The sequence below is a fragment of the Actinomycetospora chlora genome, assembly GCF_039542135.1.
Lineage (GTDB): Bacteria > Actinomycetota > Actinomycetes > Mycobacteriales > Pseudonocardiaceae > Actinomycetospora > Actinomycetospora chlora.
Genome location: NZ_BAABHO010000109.1, coordinates 1 through 3057, shown reverse-complemented (window position 1 = coordinate 3057; position 3057 = coordinate 1). Strand labels below are relative to the sequence as shown.

2 protein-coding genes and 2 pseudogenes are annotated in these 3057 nt (G+C 77.5%); all 4 read left to right on the top strand.

Annotation, left to right across the window (positions count from 1 at the left end; all coding sequences use genetic code 11):
• Nucleotides 1–822 (top strand): annotated as a pseudogene (locus tag ABD994_RS30870) (hypothetical protein); the annotation flags it as partial.
• An 11-nt stretch (nucleotides 823–833) separates the two neighbouring features.
• Nucleotides 834–1166 (top strand): DUF6802 family protein, encoded by a 333-nt coding sequence (locus ABD994_RS30865; protein ID WP_345425427.1) that lies wholly within the window; start codon nucleotides 834–836, stop codon nucleotides 1164–1166.
• Nucleotides 1167–1206: 40 nt separating this feature from the next.
• Nucleotides 1207–2730, top strand: coding sequence for a TldD/PmbA family protein (locus ABD994_RS30860; protein ID WP_345425424.1), 1524 nt, complete (start codon nucleotides 1207–1209; stop codon nucleotides 2728–2730).
• Nucleotides 2727–3057 (top strand): annotated as a pseudogene (locus ABD994_RS30855) (hypothetical protein); the annotation flags it as partial. The gene ABD994_RS30860 and the pseudogene ABD994_RS30855, both read left to right, overlap by 4 nt.

Genomic DNA, 3057 nt, shown 5'->3' with positions numbered 1-3057 from the left:
GACCTCGCCGCCCGCGTCCGCGCCCTCGGCACGGCCGTCCGCGCGCGCATCGACGAGGCCGTCGCCGCCGGGCTCGCTGCCGTGCCGCGCGAGCTGGCCGCCGAGGTCGAGGCGCTCGCCGCGGAGGTCCTCGACGGCCTGGGACGGCGGCTGCGCGCGCTGGTCACCGCGACGCTCGCCGACCTCGTGCCCGCCGACGAGCTGCCGGCGCTGCGGGTCGCCGAGCCCGTCGAGCCCGCCGGGTCGGCGCTCGTCCCTGCGCCCCGGGCCCGTCCCGCGGAGGACCGCCTGCTGGTCGTGGCCGGGGCGTCGGGCGGGCTGGGCCTGTCCCGGCTCGCCCTGCTGCCCCTGCTCGCGGTGCCGATCGCCCCGGTCGCGCTGGGCGCCGCCCTCGTCCCGGTGTCGGTGGGCCTCGGGCTGGGCGCCGCAGGGTGGGTGGCCCGGGCCCGGCGGCTCGCCGCGGACCGCGCCCACCTGCGTCAGTGGTCGGTGGAGGCCCTCGCCGAGGTCCGCGGCGACCTCGACCGCGTCGTCGCCGACGCGCTGATCACCACCGAGCGGGAGGTGACCCTGGCGCTCGACGCCGCGCTCGCCGACCGGGCCCGCGACCTCGACGACGCCGTCGTCGCCGCCGAGCGCGCCGTGCGCCACGCGGGCGCCGACCGCGCGGAGGCCGACCGGGCCGCCGCCCGCACCGCGGCCGAGGCGCGCGACGGCCGCGACCGCGCCGAGACGCTGCTGCGCCGCCTCGCGATGCTGCGCGACCGGGTGGAGCCGGCGGATTCCCCGGAACCGGACCCACGCCCGGCGGCCGCGACCTAGCCTCCCCGGGCATGGAGCTCCTGCCCGACGTGCACGTCGACCCGGGCGACCACGGCGCCGCCGACCTGCTCGTGCCCGCACCCGACGGTCCACACGCCGTGGGTCCGGCGACGGTCGACAGCGACGCCGACGGGCGCGCCGACACCGCGGTGGTCGCCGGCCCGGTGTCGCTCGACCTCGTCACCGACACCGACGGCGACGGGCGCGCCGACGTGGTCACCGAGCTGCACGAGGACGGCTCCGCCACGACCACCGAGCTGCCCGCGCCGTCGTGGGACGAGGGGCCGGTGCCGCCCGCGCCGACCATCGACCCGGTCACCGGTCGGTGGGTCCGGGGCGGTTGAGACAGAACCCGGTCGACGTCCGCGGGTAGGTTCGTCGCCCGTGGAGAGCACCGGGACGGTCGAGCGGGCCGTCGATCAGGACTTCCTCGCGCTGCCCCTGACCCTCCTCGCCGACGCCGCCCTCGACGCCGCCCGGCGCGGCGGCGCGCAGCACGCCGACCTGCGCGTCCAGCGCCTGCGCACGCAGCACCTCGAGCTCCGCGACGGGCGCGTCGTCGTCGCGGCCGACCAGGACACCCGGGGGCTCGCGGTGCGGGTGCTGCGCGACGGGGTGTGGGGGTTCGCCGCGCACGTCGACCTCACCCCGGAGACCGCCGCGGCCACCGCGCAGCGCGCCCTGGACGTGTCGAGGACGCTCTCCGCCCTCGCCACCGAGCGCGTCGTGCTGGCCGACGAGCCGGTCTACCGGGACGCCACGTGGGTCTCGCCGTACGACGTCGACCCGTGGGCCGTCGACGTCGCCGACAAGATCGCGCTGCTCACCGAACGGTCCGGCGGGCTGCTCGCGGTGCCGGGCGTCGACCACGTCGCCGCGAGCTGCGTGCAGGTCAAGGAGCAGACGTTCTACGCCGACCTCGCCGGCACCCGCACCACCCAGCAGCGCGTCCGGGTCGACCCCGACGTCACGATCACCACCGTCGACCGGGCCGGCGGCGGCTTCGAGACGCTGCGCACGCTCGCCCCGCCCGTCGGGCGCGGGTGGGAGTACCTCACCGGCACCGGTTGGGACTGGGACGCCGAGCTCGCCGAGCTGCCCGAGCTGCTCGCGGAGAAGGTGCGCGCCCCGGGCGTCGAGGCCGGGCCGACCGACCTCGTCATCGACCCCACCAACCTGTGGCTGGTGATCCACGAGTCGATCGGGCACGCCACCGAGTACGACCGCGCGATCGGCTACGAGGCGGCCTACGCCGGCACCAGCTTCGCGACGCCGGACCAGCTCGGGACGCTTCGCTACGGCAGCGACGTCCTCACCGTCACCGGCGACCGCACCGTCCCCCACGGGCTGGCCAGCGTCGGCTACGACGACGACGGGGTGGCCGCCCAGGAGTTCGACCTCGTGCGCGACGGCGTGCTCGTCGGCTACCAGGTCGACCGGTCGTTCGCGCCGCGGCTGGGCCTGCCGCGCTCCAACGGCTGCGCCTACGCCGACTCCGCCGAGCACGTACCGCTGCAGCGGATGGCGAACGTGTCGCTGCGCGCCGACCCCGACACCGACCGGTCGACCGCGGCGCTCATCGACGGCGTCGAGGACGGGCTCTACATCGTCGGCGACCGCTCGTGGTCGATCGACATGCAGCGCTACAACTTCCAGTTCACCGGCCAGCGGTTCCACCGGATCCGCGGCGGGAAGATCGTCGGCCAGGTCCGCGACGCGGCCTACCAGGCGACGACGACGGACTTCTGGGGCTCGCTCGAGGCGGTCGGCGGGCGCTCGACGTGGCGCCTCGGCGGCGCGTTCAACTGCGGCAAGGCGCAACCGGGCCAGGTCGCGCCGGTCAGCCACGGGTGCCCGTCGGCGCTGCTGCGCGGCGTCACCGTCCTCAACACCGGGAGCGGGTCGTGAGCGCGCCGGGATCCACGCTGGTCGAGCGGGCCCTGCAGATCGCGGCCCGCCGGGTGCCGGGCGCATCGGCCGTCGCCCTCGTCCGCGAGACGTCCGAGGCCGTCGTGCGCTGGGCCAACTCCACGCTCACCACCAACGGCCACACCGTCGAGCGGCGGCTCTCGGTGGTCCTCCTGGTGCCGCTGGAGGGCGGCACCGGCGCGGGCGTGGCGACGGTGCCCGCGCCCACCGCGCTCGCGGCCGGGCCCGAGGGCGACGGCGACCTCGACGAGGCCGTGGCCGCCGCCGCGGCGGCCGCCCGGCGGCGGCCACGGCCTCGTCGAGGTC

What these genes read in the sequence shown, in the direction of transcription:
- ABD994_RS30865 (WP_345425427.1), top strand. Translation starts at nt 834, where the DNA reads ATGGAGCTCCTGCCCGACGTGCACGTCGACCCGGGCGACCACGGCGCC.